22 protein-coding genes are annotated in these 23416 nt (G+C 44.0%); 3 read left to right on the top strand and 19 right to left on the bottom strand.

Translation table 11 applies throughout. The features are described from left to right. Positions 1 to 12: 12 nt before the first annotated feature. The 3 genes from MHH60_RS13530 to MHH60_RS13520 all read right to left on the bottom strand — a co-directional run bounded on the left by MHH60_RS13530 (position 13) and on the right by MHH60_RS13520 (position 2855). Positions 13 to 663 (bottom strand): polysaccharide deacetylase family protein, encoded by a 651-nt coding sequence (locus MHH60_RS13530; RefSeq protein ID WP_232061404.1) that lies wholly within the window; start codon positions 661 to 663, stop codon positions 13 to 15. A gap of 78 nt (positions 664 to 741) precedes the next feature. After that, positions 742 to 1347: a YkoP family protein gene (locus MHH60_RS13525; protein WP_081388925.1), complete on the bottom strand. Its 606-nt coding sequence runs from the start codon at positions 1345 to 1347 to the stop codon at positions 742 to 744. A 239-nt stretch (positions 1348 to 1586) separates the two neighbouring features. Continuing rightward, positions 1587 to 2855: a hypothetical protein gene (locus tag MHH60_RS13520; protein ID WP_076134419.1), complete on the bottom strand. Its 1269-nt coding sequence runs from the start codon at positions 2853 to 2855 to the stop codon at positions 1587 to 1589. A gap of 269 nt (positions 2856 to 3124) precedes the next feature. Between MHH60_RS13520 and MHH60_RS13515 the strand changes: the two genes are divergently transcribed. Beyond that, the gene (locus tag MHH60_RS13515) at positions 3125 to 3598 is read left to right on the top strand and encodes a hypothetical protein (RefSeq protein WP_076134418.1); all 474 of its coding nucleotides are present in this window, start codon (positions 3125 to 3127) and stop codon (positions 3596 to 3598) included. Between the two features lie 101 nt (positions 3599 to 3699). Here the strand turns inward: MHH60_RS13515 and MHH60_RS13510 are convergent, their stop codons facing one another. From MHH60_RS13510 to MHH60_RS13470, 9 genes are all read right to left on the bottom strand, one after another. After that, positions 3700 to 4908, bottom strand: coding sequence for a hypothetical protein (locus tag MHH60_RS13510; RefSeq protein ID WP_076134417.1), 1209 nt, complete (start codon positions 4906 to 4908; stop codon positions 3700 to 3702). Between the two features lie 34 nt (positions 4909 to 4942). Then, positions 4943 to 6337, bottom strand: coding sequence for a hypothetical protein (locus MHH60_RS13505; protein ID WP_076134416.1), 1395 nt, complete (start codon positions 6335 to 6337; stop codon positions 4943 to 4945). A 124-nt stretch (positions 6338 to 6461) separates the two neighbouring features. After that, entirely contained in the window at positions 6462 to 7013 is a 552-nt protein-coding gene (locus MHH60_RS13500; protein ID WP_076134415.1) for a DUF4303 domain-containing protein, read from the bottom strand. Positions 7014 to 7076: 63 nt separating this feature from the next. Further along, complete coding sequence (locus MHH60_RS13495; RefSeq protein WP_232061405.1) at positions 7077 to 7385, bottom strand: hypothetical protein; 309 nt, start codon at positions 7383 to 7385, stop codon at positions 7077 to 7079. Positions 7386 to 7450: 65 nt separating this feature from the next. Continuing rightward, entirely contained in the window at positions 7451 to 8200 is a 750-nt protein-coding gene (locus MHH60_RS13490; RefSeq protein WP_076134414.1) for a hypothetical protein, read from the bottom strand. A gap of 181 nt (positions 8201 to 8381) precedes the next feature. Further along, a complete protein-coding gene (locus MHH60_RS13485) occupies positions 8382 to 8999 on the bottom strand; it encodes a hypothetical protein (protein ID WP_076134471.1) in 618 nt (205 codons plus the stop codon). 68 nt (positions 9000 to 9067) lie between these two features. Continuing rightward, the gene (locus tag MHH60_RS13480; RefSeq protein ID WP_076134413.1) at positions 9068 to 9640 is read right to left on the bottom strand and encodes a hypothetical protein; all 573 of its coding nucleotides are present in this window, start codon (positions 9638 to 9640) and stop codon (positions 9068 to 9070) included. 417 nt (positions 9641 to 10057) lie between these two features. After that, on the bottom strand, positions 10058 to 11989 hold the full coding sequence (locus tag MHH60_RS13475; protein ID WP_076134412.1) for an AraC family transcriptional regulator: 1932 nt from the start codon (positions 11987 to 11989) through the stop codon (positions 10058 to 10060). A gap of 304 nt (positions 11990 to 12293) precedes the next feature. Beyond that, positions 12294 to 12650, bottom strand: coding sequence for a MerR family transcriptional regulator (locus tag MHH60_RS13470; protein WP_076134411.1), 357 nt, complete (start codon positions 12648 to 12650; stop codon positions 12294 to 12296). A 135-nt stretch (positions 12651 to 12785) separates the two neighbouring features. Between MHH60_RS13470 and MHH60_RS13465 the strand changes: the two genes are divergently transcribed. Next, on the top strand, positions 12786 to 13544 hold the full coding sequence (locus MHH60_RS13465) for an SDR family NAD(P)-dependent oxidoreductase (RefSeq protein ID WP_076134410.1): 759 nt from the start codon (positions 12786 to 12788) through the stop codon (positions 13542 to 13544). Positions 13545 to 13681: 137 nt separating this feature from the next. On the opposite strand, the gene hcp is transcribed toward MHH60_RS13465, so the two are convergent. The 7 genes from hcp to MHH60_RS13430 all read right to left on the bottom strand — a co-directional run bounded on the left by hcp (position 13682) and on the right by MHH60_RS13430 (position 21525). Continuing rightward, the gene (gene hcp, locus MHH60_RS13460) at positions 13682 to 14974 is read right to left on the bottom strand and encodes a hydroxylamine reductase (RefSeq protein ID WP_076134409.1); all 1293 of its coding nucleotides are present in this window, start codon (positions 14972 to 14974) and stop codon (positions 13682 to 13684) included. A gap of 93 nt (positions 14975 to 15067) precedes the next feature. Then, positions 15068 to 16468 carry an MFS transporter gene (locus tag MHH60_RS13455; protein WP_143766666.1) on the bottom strand — a complete coding sequence of 467 codons (1401 nt, stop codon included), beginning with the start codon at positions 16466 to 16468 and terminating at the stop codon, positions 15068 to 15070. A 188-nt stretch (positions 16469 to 16656) separates the two neighbouring features. Next, positions 16657 to 17214: a cysteine hydrolase family protein gene (locus MHH60_RS13450; RefSeq protein ID WP_076134408.1), complete on the bottom strand. Its 558-nt coding sequence runs from the start codon at positions 17212 to 17214 to the stop codon at positions 16657 to 16659. 200 nt (positions 17215 to 17414) lie between these two features. After that, positions 17415 to 18023 (bottom strand): CPBP family intramembrane glutamic endopeptidase, encoded by a 609-nt coding sequence (locus MHH60_RS13445; protein ID WP_036688777.1) that lies wholly within the window; start codon positions 18021 to 18023, stop codon positions 17415 to 17417. A gap of 110 nt (positions 18024 to 18133) precedes the next feature. Then, a complete protein-coding gene (locus tag MHH60_RS13440) occupies positions 18134 to 19456 on the bottom strand; it encodes a sensor histidine kinase (protein ID WP_076134407.1) in 1323 nt (440 codons plus the stop codon). Beyond that, positions 19457 to 20182, bottom strand: coding sequence for a LytR/AlgR family response regulator transcription factor (locus tag MHH60_RS13435; RefSeq protein ID WP_076134406.1), 726 nt, complete (start codon positions 20180 to 20182; stop codon positions 19457 to 19459). It abuts the gene before it with no gap. Between the two features lie 128 nt (positions 20183 to 20310). Beyond that, positions 20311 to 21525 (bottom strand): MFS transporter, encoded by a 1215-nt coding sequence (locus tag MHH60_RS13430; protein WP_076134469.1) that lies wholly within the window; start codon positions 21523 to 21525, stop codon positions 20311 to 20313. A gap of 305 nt (positions 21526 to 21830) precedes the next feature. On the opposite strand from MHH60_RS13430, the gene MHH60_RS13425 reads away from it, so the two are divergent. Beyond that, a complete protein-coding gene (locus tag MHH60_RS13425) occupies positions 21831 to 23411 on the top strand; it encodes a spore germination protein (protein ID WP_256715085.1) in 1581 nt (526 codons plus the stop codon). Positions 23412 to 23416 lie beyond the last annotated feature (5 nt).

Here is a 23416-nt window from a genome sequence, read left to right as displayed (position 1 = left end):
CACTGGAATACGTTAAGACATTTCATCAAGCCGAACAAATTGCAGGTTTCTTGTCTGCAGTTGGTTTAGCACTTCTTCTAAAGCTTGCAGCATAAAATAAGGAGCATGCCGGTCCGCGCCCGCAGTCTCTCCACTATCGTGAAGTAAAACAACGGAGCCATCGGTGATTCCACCTAATAGAATGGCCTGCATCCGGGTTTGACAGGCCCGGACGTTCCAGTCACTCGCCTTCAGCGACCATAAAACAATTCGATACTGCTTGTGCCGAAAGAAATCAAATAGATTAATTAATCCCCAGGGTGGACGGTAATGATTGGGTCTGATTCCGACAATAGACTCTATAATATCAGCGGAGCGTTCCAGGTGTTCTCGCCTAATAGTACTGGGCAGCATCAGCCAATTAGAGGTATGGCAGTAATTATGGATGCCAATCTGATGGCCTTCCCGATCCATTCTTCTGATCAGATCTGGATACTGCTCCGCTCGCGATCCAAGCACGAAAAAAGTAGCCTTCACTTGATGTAACTTCAATAAATCCAGCAATTCCGGTGTATATTTTGGATGTGGCCCATCGTCAAAAGTGAATGCCACCTGTTTTTCTACCGTTCCTTTACGAAAGACACCTAAGCCGCTCACTCGCGTAATCAAACTTGGAATAAACATGTAAAGAGTAGCGGCACATAGTATTCCTACTATCAGATAAGTAAGTATGATTACACCTCCTTATAACAAGCTTAAGTCCTATCCAGAGTAGTTCTGTCCGGGTGAGAATCGATTTTTCAGTGAGGCGCGTGAATGGATCAGTAACATCGGGACCAGTTGCTCTGTTCGCCGATTGATTCGTTGTCTCCCTTCTGGATGCATGGCAGACAGCAGCAATCGAAGATAGATGGTGGTGATGCGTTCGAAAACGCCGGACTTTATGTTTTGTTGTTCAAAACCAAGACCGTGTGTTAATCCCCGATGGAGCAGTGTAATCCCCAATAAAGCCTTGACCTGCCTGAACTCGGACTGCGATTCGAAGGCTTCGTTGATTTGCTGCATTGATTTGCGCAGCATGCGAGCCGTTTGCAGTGCGGCACGATCCGATCCTTCGGACCGGATCAACTTCAGGATTCTTTCATTGTCGAGGTGGAGTTCTCCCACCCACTCTCCTTGATTGATGACCGTGGCGTCTTGGCATACAATAGGCTGTCCCCGGTGCTTTTTTAGCATCACGGTACATATACCAAAGCGTGACTTATGCGATCCGCGAAAATGTGAAAGCAACGCAAAAGCTTTTTCCCACATCATCCAGACGGACTGCACCGTGGTTTTACGTATTTTGAAACCCAACTCATTCACCATCCTTAAAACGGTTATAGTCTCACATTTATACAATTTACCTATCGGAGCTTTCTTTTTTCTTAACGTCTACTTTTATTTGACGCTGTACACCGAAGTTTCTCTGCGTGTAAATCAAATTTCCATACAATTATTTTCATAAGTCTAAATTTTTGGCATCCAACTACATAAAGAAAAACCCATGTCTCTTGGACATGAGTTTCGGATGTTATCTTTTTGACTAAATCAATCTGGTTTCACTATCATTCCAAGCTACCCAACTCTACCACATCTCCGCTAGTAGCCTTCACGGCATAATTACAATCCAGCTTCCCGCACAGCACATACTTCGTCTGCCCAGGATTATACACATAGACGGGTGTTAATTCGAACCATCCCTTGAGCTTATCATAAGCTTCGTCATGGCTCACAGCAATTTCCCCTTCGCTCTTGAATTCATCAAACGTATCGAGCATTAGCTTGTTATCCATATAATTTATAACCTTATAATTGTTCGTATCGATGAACAGGAAAAGCTTACGCTGAAAAATACGATTACTTGGCGCATTCATCCTCAATGTCGCTTGAATATGTCCTCTTTCCCGATGTAAAGTCTTCAATATCCATTGTCCGGACTCATCCGGATAGAGCTGGCTTAAACCAACTTCGACTGCGGTTATACATTGGGCTTGTTCTATGTCTGTGATTGAAAATGAATCTGGGTGCGGCTCACGTGCTATTGCCTGTTCGATTGTAACCACCTCTTGCAGACGAATCTCCGTCCTTGCGAACTGTTTCGTGTCCGCGTGCTCCCATTGCATTACTTGATCAATATTCAGTCGTGCTCTCGTACCTGATATCATCTCAAATGGGATTGTGGTTGTTCCATCATTTGTAATGTAGATTTCTTCTATCCCATAGATCGGCAAGAGATGCTTCATCTCGTACACTGGATATTCTATAAGCTGTAGTTGATTTTTCGCCAGTGGCTCTACAGCTTGAAGCGTGAGAGAATAATACTCTTTTTGCACAAGGGAGCTGGAAGGAAACTGGCCATATACACTATAAAAAATAATTCTACCCTCCGTATCGAAGCGTAACTCCATTCGCCCGCCAAGAGAGATGGGTATACCGTCTATACATTCGGCAAAATGATATTCTCCTCTTTCTACCTTCACTAGATAGAATTGTTTACCATATTCAAGCCCTACTTCAGCTTCCATCCACTGAATAACGCTGTTTAATTCAATGTTTTGGAATGGTGTTCGATTTGCATAAGATTTCCCTCCAACAAAAATAACACTTTTATAGTTATTGGATAGCAAGTCAAGCGTAATGACTGCAGTTCCTTCCGGATTATAATCTTCCTTCCATTCCTTAATGTGAGAAGGAAACCATTCCATACTAAGCAAATAGTCGGTTTCTCCCAGCATCGTAACTTCGCGATAAATTTCATTTGTATGTAAGTAGTAGTTGTCCAATCCATAGGTTTGCTGTGTAGCATTAACTAGTTCTTTGATTCGGAAATCCATATCAGTGCACCCCACAAAATTGATGCCTATATCATATCATTACTTAGCAATGATTATGAAGCGCAGCGAACTCATATCTGCTATATATTCTACGAGCTTATGTAATGGGTTTTGCTGGTGTTCAGAAAATGATCAGTAGCCTGGGGTTTAATAAGGCAGAGGGTATCAATCGATTGTACAAGTCAGGAAAATTCACCCTGCTGACTCACAACCTTATCAGAATTCTAAACGTGTATAGTGAACACATATTTTAATGGAGGTATATCATCATGATTGACATCATCGACGGAAATGCGGCATTAATACATTTTTTCCCACTTCCGGCGCATCTTTATTCTAAGAATATTGCTTGTATTGTTGCTGTAGCTCATGCAGAAGAACGGGGTCCAAATTTAACAGGCCTCATAAATGCTTTATACTCAAAGGGATATACAGACCTTGATCATCTATTAAATTCCACATGGAAAAAACTATACCAAGTTCCGAGGTTGGGCCAGCAAAGACTAGTGCTTCTACTTAGTTTACTCGAACGAATTTCTGCAGATCCCAAGACCATAGAAAACTATACAGCTTTCCCTCATGTTCCCATCCACAGTAAAAAGGAAATGAAAGAATTAACTTTAAAGAGGATCATTAAGAAGTATAACGAAACATCTGTAGAGGTATTAACTGAAGACAGCGAAAAAGAAGCTCGTTTAAAGAAAATTAAAGATAGACTCCGAGAAATGGGGATGATCGTATAACAAAACCCCGCCAGTATAGTGAAGTGCACCCCTTAGAATAGACATTGGATAATCCTCTGGTCAATCCGATTTCTATTCTAGAGGTGTGACTTTCAATTCATTTAGTAATCGCGCGCTGCATCGAACCAGCGTTGAGCCATCTCCTCTGTGATAGGCTGGCCAATCAGGTGGTCAGACTGGCTAAGTTGCCATACCGCTTCACCAAGATCTTCTCGTTCGGTGGTTTCGATGCCCTTAAGATTGTTGAAGCGCACGGTGAAAGCGGTAATGGCGGTCTCGGCCTCAGCAAAGCTACGGGCCTCGGACAAGGTTACCTGTGCAACGTTGTAAGCTTCATTAGCCAGCTTGGCTAGACGTTTAGCCCAGGAGGAGAATGGACGGCCAAACTCGGTCGTCCACCACTCTGGCTTTCGTAATTGGCTCACTGAAGCATGGTCGGTCCAAGGACGGGTTTCAGCACGAGTTTTCATTTGCTTTTTTAGACGCTTGCCAGCGCTTTCTTCGACATTGTAGGCGATAAATCTGTCAAGTAACGGCCACGCGTTCAAGGTCGGCAAGTCCCCCAGATCAGGCATAAAGCGCAGCTCCAGATTCGTTAACTCGGTATGATGAGCCAATAGATTCAAATCGCAGAAGTTTCCCCACAAACTCAGTGATTTAAGGTTTGGGTACCGGTTTAGACACTCTAGCGAGATAGGCTGTCCCAGCGGTGCGTTATGTAGCGTCAAACTCGTTACCTGGTGCAGCTCCCCCATATCGGGCAGCAAAAAAGGGGGATCATTCTTACGTCGGCCGGTGCGCGGTGCAAGTGTAAGAGAAGATGGCATATCGCCTGTGGCCGAGAAGCGCGATAGATCGCCGGACACACTCAGGCGGAAAGGCTGCTTCGGAAGTATTAGGCTGAGGGACCTCCCGGCTGGTTCCAACTCGACATGCAAGCCATGCAAATTGGACTGACTGGCATCCGCCACCGTGTCTGCAGACAGGATCGGAGTCCATGTCATCTCTTCTATGGGACGTTTCTGTGCCCAGTCAAAAAAGCCTGAATCACTGCCTGTATAATGCAGAAATCGCGGCCAGGGAGAGCCAGCCGGTGTGGCAAAGACATCGAATACGGTCCAATCGATTGGCGCATCAGACGCGACATGAAGGTCAACCTTTTTCCCCAATTGCGACGGACCCATGGATAGACTGCCCACACCGGGCTTAAGGACAAGAGTATGACTAAGTGGACCTGTCAGATTGATAGGATAACTACCAACTTCTCTAACAGAACCAGCTGAAGGACCAGCTTGGCTATCATTTGGCATTTCTATCATCCTTTCCTCTAATGCATTTCAAGATCTAACTATTCACACCTGACTCTATCTTCTCAGTAATAAATTGTTTGAATCTTGTAAAATACCGCTCTGATGCTTCCCAGCGCCTAAGATCCAAATAGGACATGTCCTGCTTGCCATATTGATCGGGCGGCTGATAATGCCGGGAAACATAAGTTCCATTGTCCACTGTGTAAAAATAAAACGCTTCATCTGGAGTCCTGATTTCAATCCGACCATGTAGAAGGTCTCCGTCCTCGTCCGTATGCGTTTGACGGAAGCTGTAACATTTGGAGCCGTCCCAGAACCCGCCATTCTCCTCCACTTCCGAATATAATTCCTGAATTACATTGTGTTGCAAAATGTCTTCCACATACTGTACCTCAATGTTTCGTAAATAAAGCTCAGCCATATTAACGCAGGTCAACAACATCGTCCAGCAATCGCTAATCTCTGCTAGTTGTTCCTGAGACTCTTCTGTAATGTCCTCCCACTCAGACCCTTCCTCTATGGTTCTTTTCAACAAACCGACAGAATGATCTTGCTCCAGCCAAATATAATAGTGATGCCGGTTATCATTCATATAAACGCTAAGATCCCGCTCATCCCCGTCAGCATCAATATGCTCCAGTTGAACTTTAAAAAAAACGTCTTGCTCCCGAAAATTAAAAGAAGGTTTATCATTTGGCATTAAAATACACTGCGTCAACTTCAATATATTTTCTTCATTGATCGTGTTATGGGTGAAATATAAATGAACAGCTTTCTTGCTAGTGGGGGATTCATTTATTTTTTTAAGAGCAGAACGGCCTTCTTTAATTACGTTCACCAGTGTGCCAAAGGAAAAGTCCTCCTCATCCTCTTCTATATCTAAAAAAACTTCATCGATCAACACTTCATGTATGTCCACAGGAAGCTCCTGAAATACGCCGTCCCCCTCCCACACATTTACTAAGCAGGCGATCGATTTATGTCCGTCCACATTGAAACTGTACTCGTCATCCTGAACTAAAACCGCAGCGCTGAGATCACCTTTAACAATCGTTTCCCCATGATTGTAGGAGCCGCATAATATTTCCTCAATCATCAGGTTGCCCGAAACATAAATTTCCTGACCGCCTACAGCTATATTTTTTGCACTCATATTACCGGTCACCAAAAGCCCTATGGCGCCATCCGTTTCTTTATTATAAAGATTGTCTACAGTAAAATTTCCTTCTATAAAAATGATGATTACCTCTTTTTGTTGCGGGAAAGGTTGCTCCCAATCTAAATTAAGAGAAGGCAGCGTCAAATCCCCTTCATAGTAAGCGGCAAGTTGCTCGTCACTAAAATCTTGGTAAAACTTCGCCCACCAAGATCCTTCGGGAAATTTATCTGCTAGTTGGCTAATAGGAATGAATCGGAAAAGATTGCTCATAAATTATTTTTCCCTTCATTTTAAAATTTCTATTATTTTCTCACATACCGCAAGGCTTACCCCCTGCGTAATCTCGACCATTTTAAATCCGAATATAGTAGACGGTTTCCGAAAGAGGAGGCTTCTACTCCGCCGCTTCCGCCAACCATACTTGCATAGCTGGAGATTCCGCCCGATTCAAACGGAGGGCAATTTCAGTATTGATCTCATCCGGCGGCATGACTTCGACAAGGACGCATACTGACTCTCGCAGTTGATTCAAGGCAAACATACCTTCATCATCGAGTATTTTCATCGCCAGCTCCATGGCCTTCAGCCTCAAATCAAACTCGCGATTCCCTTCGTCACCCTCAAGATCCGCAATGAAAGAACGCTCGGTAAATCGTTGTTTAACATTATCAAAGTTCTCATCGCCGAAACAACAATAGGGCGAATCCGCATAAGACCATTGGATAAGTTCCGCAATAGTCGATGCCGGTGTGTCACTTTCGAATCCTTGCCTGGCTGCTTCTACCTCCAAAGCTTCCCACGACCAGGCGGAGATACTTGGCGCATGTCCCTCGCCAGTAGTGTATAGAGTACAGTAATAGTAACGTTCGCCATTTTCAAAAAGAGTGCGAAAAGACGTTCTAGCAGCATCGGCGATCTCTATCGCCAGCCTCTCCATTTCTTGCATCGGCTTCCTCCTTTCCGTTAGTGGATCTGCTCAGGCAGGATGTCTTCTATTTGCTCCAGTCTTCTAGAAATGATATGGCGGTGCTTTTTCTACTACAAGGTTATCAGGATGAACATCAGTTGGCTCATAGTCATTCATACGGAGAAGGATATACTCAATCTCTTCCAATGGTATCTGCAATTTCTGGCTGACTTCATAAAGCTCCATGTCTTGCGAAAGTAGTTTCCGTGCTTGATTTAACTTTCCATTTAGCCAATTGTTTTCGAGCATCCATTTTTTCACTAGGTCCAGTAGTTGATTTTGGGTTTCCTTATCTGCATGCTTATTATATTTAGCAACTGACTCTGACAAATTGACCCACACACGTTCCATGTGTATCCAAAGTAAAAAATAGTTTCATGCATACCTCCCTCTCCCAGACTTACGGAGCACCCAGATCAGCTGTTATTTTCTGAAATCGCTTCGCAGCCTTTCGACAAGAACCACCGCTCCATTACGGCAAACGCCTGCCCCGTATCCTGTTCATAGAAGACCGCCACCTCTTGCTGGTAGGCATAATTCAATCGTACATAGCCTCCCAGCTGCCGGTAGAACAGGAAACAAACATAGGCATTCTCAATGGACAAATCCGGCGGAAATTCATGTTGGCACAATTCGGCCAGTTCGGGTAGTGTAAGCTGGTCCTTCCCTTGTGGCAAGCGCAAAAAGCGATGGCTTCGAGTGCCTGTCCACGGTTCATAATAGACACTCTCCCCTTGACTGATTCCATACACCTGACGATATATTTCGTCCAGCACCAAAGCGTACATCCCCTCGTCTTCCTGCTCCCGTACCTGCAGGAAAATCGCCTTCACGTGCTCCGCATGCCGAGGTAGCCAGAGCAGCCCAGCTGTCTGGGAATGTACTGCCAGAAAATCTCCGTCAACCGTTGTACCTATAACGATACACTCACCGATCTGTTGCTCAGTAATGGGGCTATTCTCGTCATGCTCCCATAATCCGTACTCTGCAAAAGGTTTAAGCACCTCCACATCCGGAAACTGAACATTCAGCCACCCTCTGTAAGTCCCTTCGCCGAATCGCCGCAAAAACCGGAGGTAGCCCGGTGGATAAACAGTGCCGTCTTCCTTCGCAAGTACTTGGTTTTGGTCATCAGACAGCGGTTTTGGCCGAGATACGATGTACATAAATACTCCTCCTGCTGCCCCCAACATGCAACTCTTCCAGATAAGAGAATTCTTTAAAATATTGCAGGTTGAGCAGCTTTTTTATCCAAGATAATACTGAAATTTTAGAGAGTGCAACATATCAAACCCCAATTTTTGAATTCTCCAGCTTGGCCAATGCCTCGGTGTAATTTGCCCTGAACTATTTTCCACCCATCACAAGCCCATATTTATTGAAAATCCACGATTTGCTCAAATCTTGCATCGCACCATGGCTTATACGCACAGAAGGCTTTTGCTCCTTCATAGCATCTGCATCATGCGCCGAGAAACGAAGCGGCTTTGTCATTTTTTTAATAGCACCCGTTATTTCATCGAAAAACGTATATGTCAACGGCTTATGGTTCCTAATATCCTCATAAATATAATACTTCCCTTTTTCATCTTCCAAATCTATTTGAAAGCCTTTAGGAAATGATAGCAAGATACACGGCAGTTCATCCTCTGCCCATTGTCCATAATATGGAAAATAGACACTCTCATTTCTCGCAAAAAATCCAGAGCTTTCATTATCAGACGTAACAGAAATGGAAAAAACAAGGAAAGGGGAACCCCCATCCCTTTTTTGTTCTGCCGTAAAATAATGATAAAAGGTCTGATACGCCTCATACACCTGATTCAGATCATGCTCTGTCTGGGCATAATTGGTTAGATGAAATTGCGCTTGCTTATGTTCAAAAAGCTTCAAAACACTTTCAAACTCTTCCGGCCTGATGAAGAATCTAAGCTTATAAAATCCGCTGTTCATTAATCTATCCATTTCTTTTCGCTCACCGCCATGCACTAAAATGTCATCTCAGCTGTCCTTAGCCATTTGCTCGTGTATTTTCAAAATTCATATTTCACAAATCGTTTTCTGAGAGTTTCTTCGTACGGGATCCACTCCCAATCACTCCATAAAGACATACTTACGAGTTCTGACAGCTTATCTACGGCTTGTCCCGGACTCGTTATGCCAATGAAGCCGTCAAAATCCTCATTACGGATATCCAACGCTTTTCGCAGGTAGTCATCATTGAGACGCTCTTCCCGGAGTTGTTCATATTCATCCCTCGTCCACTGCTCACAAAAGATCTTTTCGGCCTGAATGTCTCCATTCTCGAACAACGACAACTCGAATATTTCCTCATTCATATATCCGGCGGTCATCACTGGCTCTCCGATAAGCTGGGTCAACGTTTTGCCGGCCTCCTTCACCGTACCCCATACAAAGTAATCGTGGAGCACGCTGATCCAGTTCTCGTTGCTTTTGCTTACGTACATGACAACTTTGCTCTCTGGAGCCTCATGATTTGACTGGCCTAATACTTTGGCATGCCCTTCGCTAAGCTCTCTTAATGCTTCGACAGTCTTCTCAAGGTTGTTCGACTTGATATGCAAATTTGCGAATGATCTTCCCACGTAATGGCCTCCTCAAATCGCTTTTTTTTACTCAGTCGGATTCTTATTTATATCCTATTGATCGGTTCTATGAATGTCTCATATTTCCATTATAGTGATCGCTTGTCCTGAGTCTACCTACTTTTCACCTGGATTTTGGTAATAACTTTTGCATAGAAAGAGATCTAACCTTGACCGTTCAGCACAATCTCTATTCCCTTCCCCACTCCGCTCTTAAAAAAAGGAGGGTATCCCTCCGCCATTTCATGACGTTTAGGACACCCTCTGTCGAACTATTCCACATCCTTATTACAGCACTCTCCAACTTTCCGCTCAAAAATCCCCTGTCGTCCCTAATGGTACGGTTCAGCGCGCTGGCTGTAACGGCAAGTTCTGATTTTAACTTACCGTTGTTCGATCAATCCATACTTTGGGCAGTTACCGACTCGCTGCCTCGATGATCCAGTCGGTCAATTCGTTGATTTGTCTTTTCACGGCGATTGGGTCGCGGTACCAGGATTGGTTCTCCGTCCATAAAAATACCCGATTGTTGCGAATCGGCTCGAGCGTCCCCCAGATCGGATCAGCCTGCAGCGATTCCAAGCTGTCTTCTGTCGTCAGAATCAAATAATCCCCCATGTACTCCGAAAGTTTCTCCAGCGAAAATTCATAGTAGGATTCCTTCAGCATAAATTCTGGAACCGTCGTTGGCGGCTTCAGCCCCATTATTTCATACATTAGCCGGCCGCCTCGTCCCGACTTCGGACCAAAAAGGCTCACGTTTCCATCGTACTCTTGCATAATCGAAAGCGTCTCTCCTTCGGGAACGGCTTGTTGGACTTTCTCCCGAATGTCTGCAATGTCCTTCTCGAATTGTTCGTTCCATTTCTCCGCTTCCTCGCGTTTATCCAGCAAGTCGCCGAAATACAGCATTTCCTCCTGAATGGATGCAAACTGATTGTAAGGAACAGATATCGTAGGTGCGATCATCTGATATTTATCGACTACCTCAGGCTGTGGATTATGCGTTATGATTAAATCCGGATTGAGCTCCAGCAGCTTCTCTAATGAGTCCCCTACATCCGTCACGACGTCCAGCATTCCCTCAAGATAAGGACTCGACATCAAGAACGATTCGGCTGCGATCGGCTGGACTTCCAGCGCGAGTACGGTACCGAGATAAGAAATTGCCGCTACGCGCTGAGGGTGTGCAGGAACCTCGACATCGCCGAAAGCAGTCTTGACTACCTTCATCTCCGAAGATGTCAAAACCTCTGGCTCTTGGGTGATCATGGTTGGAGAAGTGCTGACGGCAACCTGGCTGTTCGTTGCGCCTCCGTTGTTCACCGACCCACCACAAGCTGTTAACGTCACGGTCAAACATAACAGCATCACTGTATAAAAACTTCTGGTTGCTCTAGTCATTTTATTCGCCCCATCCTGTTGAAATTGATAATCAATATCACTCACATAAAAAGGATAGCTTAATGACCGGCTTAGAACAACGGACGATTGTGACCTATTCCTTGCATAATCTGAAACGAACTGACCGTATCGTTTACGATATTGGCCTGGCGTCATGCCGGCATACTTTTTGAACATGCGGCTGAAATAAATGAGGTCCGGATAACCGACATGTGATGCTATTTCCTGTTGCGTTGCTATCGTGCCGGCCAGCAGAGTCTTCGCATCTTCCATTCGGAAACGAATGACGTAGTCCAGCGGACTGAGTCCCGTCTGTTCTTTAAATTTTCGCGAAATGTATTGTTGGCTGTAATTCAATTGCCGAGCAAGCTCCTCAAACGAGATCGGCTGGCGGTAATTCCTGGACAAATGCCGAATAACTTGCTCCGATAAAGATGGCTCACCGGCTCCGAACAGACGCTCCCTCAGGACAGCGTGAACGAAGTGGATAAAGTCTCCCTTGGCCGACAGCCGGGTCAATCCGTCGTCAGAATTAAGCCAACCGTCGCGTATCGTTTGAAGCAGCTCGAGCATGGCCAGCGGTTCGCCAGGCGGGAACCCCCAGCTTTCCAGAAACGGGTCGGATTCCTCCAACATCATATGAAATTCGCGCGAGGCCGAAGCGGGGAGAGACGCTTTGTAGAGTACGATATATACATTCAGCGCTTCTCGGCTCCGAACCGTCACCAGAGAGCCTTTGCCGGCGTGCAGTACATGAAAACGATCGCACAGCCACACCTCATCATCAACCCACAACTCGCCTTGTCCTTGGAAAGCGAATAAAAATGCGCTTGCCGGCAAACGGTATTGATTCAAATCGTTCTCGGTTCCGGCCTGCTTTAGCCGTACATCCAGCACACTCATAATCACCTGGTTCCATATTTGTATAAGTTTCAGAACATCCATAGCTGATTCGCAAACTCCCTTTAAATTCTCAAGAGATAATCATTCTCAATTGAATCATGTTTCTAAACACAATAACGAATACGTCTAGCGCTGTCAATAAGGTGTTGCCGAATGAGACGAGGATGCGAATAGCGAGGCATACGGCTATTTTGCCGGAGTCTAGCCCAAAAGCAAAAGACGCTAGTTCCGCAAACATACGTGCGGAACTAGCGTCTTTCAATGAAACGTGAAAGTCCTTTTTTTGATCTCACAATTATCTTAATCATTAGCATACTTTTATGTCGCCTGCTTAGTGAATGCCGGTCTATTTCGCAAGGGAATTTTTGTAGGCTGCAATTTTGTCTTTCAACATCTTCTCTGTGGCTGTTAAGTTTCTGATTTGGCTCTGTATAGAGTTACTATGATTCTCAAGAAGGTTCAAGCGGGCTTGGGCCGTATGCTCTCCTTCTAAATATAACTGCGCATATTCTCTAATTTGTGAGATCGGCATTTGGGTTTGTTTCAACCTCATCACAAATCGCAGCCAAGCAAGATTGGAGTCATCATATATTCTTTCTCCATTCGCATTCCGTATCGGAGCAATAATCTTTTCCTTTTCATAATATCTCAGTGTATATGCGGTAATCCCTAGTAATTTAGCTACATCGCTGATCGTATACATACAAGCCCCCGAATCTATGTTGATTTTAAGAGTCCCCATAATTATAAAAAACATTTGACTTAGAGTAAACTCTAAGATTTATGATTACATCGTTGCTGAAACACTAAATATTCTTGTAAAAACGGAGGAATTCACATGAAATATACTGTAGTTACAGGCGCCAGTTCAGGTATAGGTTATGAAACCTCTCTTGCCTTTGCGGCTCGTGGTAAAAACTTAATTGTTACAGCACGCAGAAGGGAGCAACTGGAGGAGCTAAAATCTGAAATCAATCATAACTACCCCGATGTAGATGTCGTTATTCGAGTGACTGACTTATCCGTTTCTAGTAATGCTTATAAGCTTTATGAGGATCTACAAGAGTTCGAAATCGAAACTTGGATCAACAATGCGGGATTTGGAAATTTCGCTTCAGTGGCCAAGCAAGATTTAGATAAAATTTCTGCAATGTTGCATCTGAACATTGAATCATTGACGATCCTTTCCTCTCTATTCGTTCGTGATTACTCCAATGTTGAAGGAACACAATTAATCAACGTTTCATCCGGTGGCGGCTATACGATTGTGGGAAATGCTATTACGTACTGTGCGACTAAGTTCTATGTGAGTGCCTTTACTGAAGGACTCTCTCATGAGTTGAAGAGTCAAGGTGCACTTATGCAGGCTAAAGTGCTAGCACCTGCCGCAACAGAAACAGAATTCGCGAAGCTTTCTTTCGATGTCCCCGAATTCGAATATCAGGGGACTGTGCCGAAATATCATACCGCGAAGGAAATGGCTGGATTCATGCTTGATCTGTATGACAACGATCATGTTGTGGGGATTGTTAATGGTTTGACGTACGAGTTCGAGTTGAGAGATACCCTCTATAATTATGTGGCGAGCACGCGATAAGTTCATCTCATAATGGCAAGTTAAGAAGCCTGACCATCCATTACGGATCGCCATGCTTCGACTATGATGTATCACCTAAATCCCCTATCAAAAAAAGGCTGCCAAACCCTTCCGGGCGGCAACCTTTGATTTTTACTCTACGACAATGCCAACATCGCGTTCATATCTTCCTCAGCAGTAGTAATTAGCTTCAATCCAAAAAGCTCTACCAGAACATCCAGTACACCTGGGGAAATGAACTCGGGTGGCTTTGGTCCGATGCGAATGTCCTGAATGCCGAGACTGAACAAGCCTAGCAAAATAGCTACTGCTTTTTGCTCAAACCAAGACAGCACGATGCTGACAGGCAGCTCGTTCACCGTACACTCAAATGCCTCAGCCAGAGCCATGGCAATCTTCACTGTAGAACCGGAATTATTACATTGCCCAAGGTCAATGTAACGCGGAATACCGGTGTCTCCAACGGTGCCATAATCTACGTCATTAAAGCGGAACTTTCCACAAGAAGTAGTTAAAATGACAGTATCGTTCGGTAGGGAAGTCGCCAACTCACGGTAGTAATTCCCGCCAGTACCTGGCGCATCACAGCCAGCAATGACGAAAAACCGGCGGATATGCCCGTCTTTGACAGCTTGAATGATCTCTGGTGCTAACCCGATTACAGTTTCATGATGATATCCGGTCGTAATTACCAGATCTGACTCTACATCAGCCGCAGGCAGGGACAACGCACGATTAATTAATGGGGAGAAATCGTCGCCCGTTATTTTCTCTACACCTTCCAGCCCCGCTACTTCATATGAGAAAAAGCGGTCTGCATACGTGCCTTTAATCGGCATTACACAGTTTGTGGTAGCAAGAATTGCACCGGGAAACTGCTCGAACAATCTACGCTGATCATACCATGCTTTGCCGATGTTGCCTTTCAGATGCTTATACTTTTTGAGTGCAGGGTATCCATGCGCAGGCAACATTTCTGAGTGGGTATAAATGTTGATGCCTTTCCCCTCTGTCTGCTGCAGTAATTCCTCCAGCGCATATAAATTATGTCCGGTTACAACAATACATTGACCTTCAATTTTGTTCTGACTGACTGTGATCGGTTGCGGAATGCCAAAGCGGTCCGTATGCGCACGATCCAGTACATCCATGATGCGAACCGCAGCATCCCCGACCTTCATCGCCATCTCCAAATGTTCCTGCGTATTAAAGTTGGAATTGGTCAACGTCATATACAAAGCTTCGTGGGTGATACGATCCACCTCGGGATCGCTATATCCTAGCTGCCGGGCATGTGTCGCATAAGCTGCAATTCCTTTTAATGCAAAAATCATCGTATCCTGCAAACTCGCAATGGTTTCATTTTTGCCACATACCCCTACAACGGTGCATCCGCCATTTGGTGTCTGTTCACATTGGTAACAAAACATATCGTTATCCTCCATATCTAGATAATCATTCGTTACTTCCAACGTAACAGAACACCAAAGCTTGAGTTGTGATTACACACACATTTTTTTAGATCAAGCAGATTTAAATGTCCTTCTATTTATAACAACCATTAATACAATAACGCTTAAACAAATGAAAATATTAATCTCAAAAACCAATTTGAACCCCTGCAACTGACTCCCTTGTCCTGTCTCTCCACTCATCACACCAAGTCCAAGTGCTGAGCCAAAGACCATCCCCGCATTTCTTGTTAAAGCAATTAATCCGCCAATCGAACCCACGTGTTCCCGGGGTGTCTGCTGCATAATGAAGCTATTATTAGGAGAGGCAATGAGCCCCATACCAAGGCCAATAAGAGATAGAATCGCCGCGATTCCATAAATCGGTATATGGTCTAAATACACCAGCAACAAGATAAACCCGCTTCCCATACAGCTCAGTCCCATAAGCATCAGACGATGAGAGCCATAACGGTCGGAGCAGTAGCCTGCGAGAGGACCTGCAAACGCCAAGGCAATGGGATAAGCCGCCATAATATATCCTGTCGTAGATGACGAGAACGGAGCCGACGCTCCCATCAAATAAAATGGAATGAGGACAAGCAATGTATTAGATAAAATAAAAGAGGCACAGCTAACGATCAAGCCTCCCGCTACAGTTGGAATTTTCAATGCTTGTAAAGGTAGAAAAGGATTTTTTTGCTTCCGTTCCCAGAATAGAAAAGTAATCAACAACAAGAAAACTCCCACCAAACTTGTCATTGTCCGCACGGACACCCAGCCCCATTTGCTCCCATTTGTTATTACGAGAAGAACCAAGGTGATGAATGACATAAACAAGCTGGCCCCCACGAAGCTGATAGCACCCGGCTTGCGCTCTTGCACACGGTTCGGGATGTACCGATATGCCATAATTGTAGCCACAATCGCCATAGGAACATGGATTAAAAATAACCATTTCCAGCTCAGCCACTCTGCAATCAAACCTCCCGCTATAGGTCCCGTCATCCCGCCCAGCGCGACAGCTGTACTTAAAATTCCGAGTGCACGACCTCTTTGCTCTTTCGGCATATGAATGGTGATGAGTGCAATATTAGTTGCTTGGAACATCGCAGCTCCTACTCCCTGTACAACTCTGAGCGTTAGCAATATTGGCAGATTTGGTGAAAAAGCGACCAGGATAGAACCCACAGTAAAAATCACAAATCCAAGATTGTGGATCCGGCGAAAACCATAACGGTCGCCCAGTTTCCCCATAACAGGAAGAAGTGCCGTAATCACTAGCAGATACCCTGTTGTGATCCATAATCCCTTCCCAAGCTCTGTCTGAAAATAATTCACAATAAAAGGAAGCGAAACATTCACAATTCCAGCTGTAAAATGGGAAATAAACGCCCCCATACAAATAGCCGCCATCATCCCCAGCCGCTGCCCGTGTCTGCTTTTAAACTCTATATCTTTTGCTGCTATCATGTTGATCCCGTCCCTACTCATATTGTTTAAGAATTACTAACAATTATAAGTAGATCCCTTGCAAGAACAATCCCATAAAGATGGGATGGAAATGGTTTAGGCGAATATGTCTTTCAGAATAGGTGAGGAAAATCAGAGGTAATGCAATACAGCAAAAAGCGGCACATTTAAGTGCCGCCTCTGAATTATTATCTATAAGAGTCATGCGTTGGGCGAAACAAGTCTTCTTCGGAACTTCTAACCATAGAAAAGTGTTCGACATTGTAGTGCCCATGTAATGTTTTATTGTGATGCTTGATAATTTGCTCTGCACTTAAAACATCATTGTCCGTTGTAGAATGACCATCTCCGACCAATGTAACATCCATGCCGCTAACCGTAGCCGTCCGAACCGCAGTATCGATGCAGTGTTGAGTTTTACATCCCATAATGACCACATGCTCAATCTGCTGATCTTTCAGATATTGTAGCAGTTCAGTTCCGTGAAAAGAATTCGTTGCCAGCTTATCAAAGATTTTGGCATTTACAGACCTATTGATTTTATTGTGCACTTGAAAGCCTGCACCTGTTCCTTCAGCGACATCAAGATCCCTAACAAACACAACTTCGACATTGGCTTCTTTTGCTTGTTCAATCACTTTATTAATATTCCGGATAAGCTGCTCTTTATTGAATACCGCACTTTCCTTTTCGTTTCCATCCATTAATTCTTGTTGTGCATCGATGATTAATAATACCTGATTCAAATGATTTTCCCCTTTCGAATGGTGGGGAACGCTAACACGCTTGATCAGTTAAACGTTATCCCCATATCATTTTGCAAGCTGACATTGTTTTTCATAATATCTACCTCCCAATAAAAATGGTATATAAACTTTAATCTTATAATTTAAGACTTTTTTAGTTTACCATATTTTTAAAATGTACTCTCTAAAAACTTTGATCGCTACATCCATTGATACATCATAAAAATGGAGGAAATCAGATTAGTCAGCCCGTGCAGGACCCAACCTGGAATGATCGAACCGCCGGATAACTTCTCATTCAATATTCCGATACTCCAACCCACAAGACCCGTAAGAAGCATTACAACAGCAGAATTCAAAAATCCGGCACTACTGTATAACAGCACAGCATGTACGACACCAAATAATAAAGCTTGAGCACAGTTTCCAATTCCGAATCCGAATTTCGAACTTAACCGTTTTCCAATGAAGCCGCGGAACAGAATCTCTTCGGACAAGCTAGTCTGCAACCAAGAATAAATCAATGCCGGAATCAAACCCTTCAGACCTGTACCATAAAACTGTGAGCTGGCCAAAGTATTCCTATCCAGCATGTAGATTGCTGTAAGCATTCCCAGACTGGTGAATATAGTCATCGTAAGTATAAAACATAGTATGAACTGCTTCCTAGAAATCAATTGGGGTTTCTTCCAGCCAATCCACATGGCAAAGGATGATGTTGTTCTGCTTGTAAAAAACCAGTATGTATAGGGAATGATGCTGAATAAGATGAGCTGAAGGACTGCACTGATGAGCAATGACAATGTCAACGGAATACCCTCCCTTTAATAAGAACAGCCTCAATATATCATGGACCGCTGCTTACCAGCGGGAAGAGACCGTAACTTGCAGGTTAGGTGGAGTAGTCGGTTCCGGATTGCTACTCAGGCAGTGGTAATACCGCCAACATCATGAACTGCCCATTCTCATATCTGAAACTGACGCTTCCTTGAAGCTGTTGAACCGCATACTCAATGCTTTCGATTCCCAACCCTCTACGCCCAAAGTTCCGCTTGCTGGACAAAAAAGAGCCCTGCCTGTCCTCCGTAAGCAGAGATGCAGGATTCTTTAAAGAAATCACCAATAACCCTTCGGTATAAATTACTTCCAGCTCAATAACATTCTGCTCTGACTCTGGTAATCTCTGAACCCCTTCGATTGCATTATCTAATGCATTACCTAAAATAATTGCAATTTCAACCTCTTTGCCTGCAAGTGACAGGTCCTGCGGGATGCGAAAATGAGATTGCATTGTAACTTGATGTAGCTCAGCTTTTGCGAATTTCTCATTATAAATGGCATCAATAGCAATATTTCCAGAAGAAATAAACTTTTCTCCCGCCTCCTGTGTCGAAGCAACCTCTGCAATATATCGCTTGGCTTCTTCTAAAGCGCCTTCATCCAGCAGAGAATGAATAAGGATCAGCACATGATTCAGATCATGCCGCAAACGCTGTGCTTCCTGATTATCTTTCAGTTTACTCGTGTAATCCTTCACTTGCTGCTGAAGCACATGATTATGGAATTCGATCTGCATCCGTTTCATTAACTTTTGATATATAAACATTACAGCCACATTAATTACAAGAATCCCAAGCAGGATGAATACACAATCAAGCGGAATATTAAAAGGTTTATCACTGGAATGTCTCAGATTCACAATAATAATAAGCAAAGAACCCGCCGAAACAAGATTCAACACAGCCCAATCCTGATTCGACAATAACGTAGTGGTGTCCACTTTGAATAACCGCAGCAATAGCAGACATAACATGATGCTTAGCAAAACAACTAATAGGAAAGCAAAAGTTAACCACCAGAAATTAACTGTATCTATTCCCTCTCCATTGAGTGGGATATGCTGAATCCCAAACCATACCAGCATCTCAATAACCACCGTAAACACTGTATAGAAACTGCTAAAGAACAGCTTTTGTAGCACACTGCCGCGGAAATAAAAAATAGTAATCAGACTATACACAAGCAGGTGAAGGATGACCGAATCAACTAGAGGTAAGCTGGCAGCGGTTAGCGATTTAATTATATAAAAGATAATAAGACAGCCTATAAATGACTTTTTGCTCCTGCTCAGGATCAGGAATTTTTTGAGAAAAATATAAAATGTGACCCCTTGCGGGACATAGATAAGGACGAGCATAAATACACCAAAAAAATAAGGACTAATCTCCCGGATGAAAGACATTTATCTTAAGAGCCTCTTTTCTATAAAGGCATGGTAAGACCTTAAAGAATCAGAGCTTTTACTGCGGCTGACTGGAAGTTCCACCCCGTTCTTCAGCTGAATAAGTTCCTTGCTTAAAGAACGAACATGCAGCCAATTTACCAAGAATCCCGTATGTACGCGACAGAAATCATGTGATCCCAGCTGTCCTTCCAACTCTCCCAGTTTGCCATAATACGAGTAAGTCTCTTGTTCAGTATAAAGGACCAACTTTTTGCCTCGTTCTACCGTGATATACATAATATCATCTACCCTTAAATTATAGCTCATATGATGGATTGAGAATGTCAGCACATTGTTTCTTTGCAAGCATTGCTGAATGGCTTTGACTGTGGCGGTCTGCAGTTCATGTTCATCAATAGGTTTCAGTAAATAGCGAAAGGGATGAACCGCAAAGCTTCTTCTCATATAACTTGTATGGCTGGTGACATAAATAATTAATACCCTGGCATCTTTGAGCCGGATCTTCTCTGCGACTTCTATACCGTTATACTCGGGCATCTCCATATCCAGATAAACTATATCGTATGCGGTAGACGTCATTGTCTGAAGCAGGGTTTGGCCTGATTCATAAATCTCAATAGAGGCGGTCATCCCTTGCAGGCTAGTCATCTGCTTCTTGAGTAATTCTTCCAACCGCGAGGCATCTTGCCTCTGATCGTCACAGATAGCAATGTTAAGATTCATATTATGTATCCCTCCAAGTGAACGTAATTCTATCATATTATAATTTGGAAAAATATGAAGAAACGCCAAAAAGCCGATCCTCTCGGACCGGCCAATAAACTCTTTTCATAGGAAAGTTTTTACCCTAATCAATTCATCGGAATCGCGGACGCCAGCCGCCGAAACTGGATGAAAATAAACAGAGCGGTCAGCATCACCACAATTCCTGAACCGAGGAACCACAGCTGCACACCGTATCGATCCACCACAGGTCCTGCCAATAGCAGCCCAATTGGTGAAGACAACATCATAATGCTGGTCACGAGTGAAATGACACGCCCAAGCATCTCGGGTTCAAAAGAACGTTGGATCATCGCCATGAAGGGACCATTGAAGAAGGGTGCCGCACTGCCCATCAAGAACGAGAGAATGGCAAAGATCACAAATGCGTTTGGCCCAATCAAACCACTGATCACACAGGTAAGACCGATGACTAGCAGACCTACGCTCATATAGCTAATGTCGCTCCATTTAGATGAGAACATCGACAATAGCAGACCGCCTAAAATCATCCCGATGCTGAACACCGCTTCCACCAGGCTGGCACTGTATCCTCCACGGCCAAAATGAGACAATGTCATATAAGGAAATAGTGTCGCTAAGGGCATAAATGCGATACTAAACACCGCAGTAGCCCCCGTAATCAACACAATGGGTTTCGCTTGAATGAGTGCGTTCCAACCCAAACGGAATTCTTGAACGAAAGACGGAGCAGTTGTAGCCTGCACTTTAGGCTGATGGATCTTCACCATGAACAGCATCAGATTCGCAATCAAAGCCCCGGCCACATCGAGTAGTAATACTGCCCCGAGCGAAGTTGCCGAGTAAACCGCTATCCCAAGTGCAGGACCCATTACATTCGAGAAAGAGAACACCATCTGCTGCCAGCCCGCGACTCTTGTCAATTCTTCTTCAGGTGCAATCAACGGAACAGCCGCCTGAAAAGCTGGAGCATGAAAGGCTGATGCCGCCGAACGCAAGCTCAGAATGATATACACAAAGCCAAGTCCCGGTTCCCCCCACATAAAATAAATACCTAATATCAGACTGAAGAGCGCAATTGCGCTATCAGCAATAATCATCGTTGTTTTACGATTCCAACGGTCCAGCCAGACCCCTACAAAAGGACCCAAGACCGCTTGCGGCAAAAACGCTGCCAACCCAGCAATCATCAAAACTGCCGCTGACCCTGTCGATTCCGTCAAGTGCCAGATCACCGCGAATTGAACCATCGAACTCGTGAGAATCGAGAAAATCTGTCCGCTAAAAATAAGGGCGAAGGCTTTTTTCCATTGTATTTGCATAAGGTCATCTCCTTTGATTAAAAACTCAAATAAACTCATTCCATGAGCATAGGCATACTGAAACAGGCGCATCACAAATAAACTCATTTCCTTATCTCAAAAAAATGAATGAGTCCACTTGTCTTGCACCACTGATTACCATAAACGAATGGAATGGGTCACAAGGAGCACCTCCTGAAAAAATTATGTTCATTATAACATCGCATCTCTTCCATGAGCCAGTTCCAATTGTTCTTCCGAATAAATTCCTAAATAAGGGAGAAGATAAAAATCACTTAACATCTCATTTATTTAAGGAGAATTGCATGCGGAAATTTTTTAACGCCAAGACACCTCCGTCTAATCCTAAGGTGCACCCTCAATTGGAAGCCGAAAATGAGCTTTCAATGAAGGATCTTTTTTCCCATGCTATCTCTGCGTCTCTCGAAGACAACTTACAGATTATTAATAATTGTTTTGCGAATTGTTCGGACCTAAAGGTTATTCCATGGCATTATGGCCCGGATCTTAAGTATGAAGCCTCATCCGTCTATTTCAATACACTTACTAAGTCTGACCCTACAAATTATTTTAAAGATGTCTTGCAGAATTTAGTTCCGCATGAGCTGGGTCCTACCTTAGACGTGACCGTTGAAGATGTAATCTCCTATTTTGAAAAAAATGGTGTTTCATCACCGCTGCTTGAATTAATGGACAATATCGGTCAAGCCATTAAGGGGATTCTTGATGGGAAAGTTGTTCTTTTCTTTACAGGTTGGCAAAAGGCCGTTGCCTATTATGCCTTCGATGTAGAACAGCGCCAAACCTCTGAGCCCATTTCAGAGCCTACTGTTCAAGGTCCCCACATCAGCTTTATAGAAAGCTTGGAGCGTAATGTGGGTGTTATTCGTAGTTTGCTGAAATCTACCAATCTTAAGTTCGAGTTCTTTACCTCTGGTAAGCAGGTTCAAAGAACGTTGTCCTATGGTTATCTGGATGGAGTAGTCAAACCAGAAACATTAAATCAATTCAAACAACGTATAGCAAGTATTGATCAGGAAGAAATACTTGACGTCTCCTATCTCGAAGAGTGGATCGGTGATTCGCTCTACTCACCATTTCCACAAGTCCGCTATACAGAACGACCGGATACAGCTATAACAGCTCTGCTAGACGGGAAGATTATTGCTATGGTTAACGGAAGTCCTTCCATTCTGATCTGTCCCGGGAATTTCATGGAGTTTTTTACGAATAGCGAAGATTATTACTACCGGACCATTTTTTCATCATTGATAAGAATGATTAGGGTCGCGGCCTTCATCATCGCCCTGCTGTTACCCAGTACCTATATTGCCTTATCCAACTTCCATTCCGAACTAATTCCCACGGTTCTGCTGCTTGCCATTCTAAACACACGCGAAGGAATCCCCTTTCCGGCGATGGTTGAAGCTTTGATCATGGAGTTTTTCTTTGAGCTATTGAGAGAGGCGGGCATACGCTTACCCAGACCGATTGGATCGGCCGTCAGTATCGTCGGGGCATTGGTCATTGGACAAGCAGCTATTCAATCGCAGATTGCCTCTCCGGTCATGGTCATTGTCGTCGCTTTGACGGGCATTGCCTCATTTGCACTACCTCAATACAATATGGCAATTGCACTGCGGATTTTACGGTTTCCTTTAATGATTCTCGCGGCAACGTTCGGAGGACTTGGCATCATGGTCGGTTTTATTCTAATTTATCTCCATCTGGCTACCTTGCGCTCTTTAGGAGAACCGTATTTAGATTCGTTAGCTCCGCTAGATCTTAAAAGAGTACGTGATTCTATTTTTCTACTTCCGAGAAGACTGCTGCTTCATTCACCACGAAATCGACACCTATATAAAAAGACTTCAGGAAGGAAGTAGATCTA

The sequence above is a fragment of the Paenibacillus sp. FSL H7-0716 genome, assembly GCF_038002705.1.
GTDB lineage: Bacteria > Bacillota > Bacilli > Paenibacillales > Paenibacillaceae > Paenibacillus_AQ > Paenibacillus_AQ odorifer.
This window is presented reverse-complemented; position numbering and strand designations above follow the sequence as displayed.